This window comes from Kitasatospora sp. NPDC093102 (genome assembly GCF_040683915.1).
In the GTDB taxonomy this organism is placed as follows: domain Bacteria; phylum Actinomycetota; class Actinomycetes; order Streptomycetales; family Streptomycetaceae; genus Kitasatospora.
In genome coordinates this window covers 14,722-15,489 of the sequence record NZ_JBFBFA010000063.1, presented here as the reverse complement: position 1 = coordinate 15,489, position 768 = coordinate 14,722, and the positions used below count along the sequence as shown (strand labels likewise).

The 768-nt window shown below is 72.7% G+C and carries 1 protein-coding gene; it reads right to left on the bottom strand.

What is annotated here, in order from left to right; translation table 11 throughout:
- The coding region (locus tag AB0O11_RS36430) for a hypothetical protein (RefSeq protein WP_363395962.1) at positions 1-281 on the bottom strand (281 nt) is incomplete at its 3' end.
- Positions 282-768: the final 487 nt, after the last annotated feature.

Genomic DNA, 768 nt, shown 5'->3' with positions numbered 1-768 from the left:
ACCTCCGGGACGGCGGAATCCGTTGACCGCTCCTCGGTCGTCGTCACCTCCGGGACGGCGGAATCCGTTGACCGCTCCTCGGTCGTCGTCACCTCCCGCTCGACACGAATCTTCAGCTCCTGCGCCGGAGTGTGCGAATCACTGGTCGAGGGCACCAGCCACCGGCTGAGCCAGCCACGGGCCTCCTCCAGCCCACGCGCGGCATCGCTCACGGACGGGAGCTTCGGCAGGTAGCGCAGCAATGAGGGGCCGTGCGACACCGGCTCACCGAGGGAGTTCACGCCTCCGGCACCCGGTGCCCGGCGAGGCATGGTGCCACGGCCCACCGCATTGCGGCGCAGGAGTTCGCCCGGCTCCCGCACGAGAGGAGAGCCCCCCCGAGCCCCGAGCCCCGTACGGCCCGGTTGCGGCGCCGGCGTCCGCGGATCCACCTCACGCCCGGTCCGACCGTGCGGGCCCGCCACGGTCGCCTGCCGGATGGGGTCCTGCCTCAGAAGCCGGTCGACCAGGGTTCCCCTCCCGCGCCCACGCGCCGACGGCGCGGAGGCCGACCTCGACACAGATACATCACCGGCGGGCCGTCCATGCCCGCCCGGCCTGTTCACGCGCCTGGAGGTGTCCTCCGTCAGGTTCCCAACCTCCTCACCCAGCCGATTCACCCTGGTCACAGTGCGGGAACGATTCGGCGCCAGACCGCCACCAAGGACCTCCCCCGACCCGCCACCACCCGGCGGCCGAACAGGCGTCGACCTCGACGGAGCCGGGGCG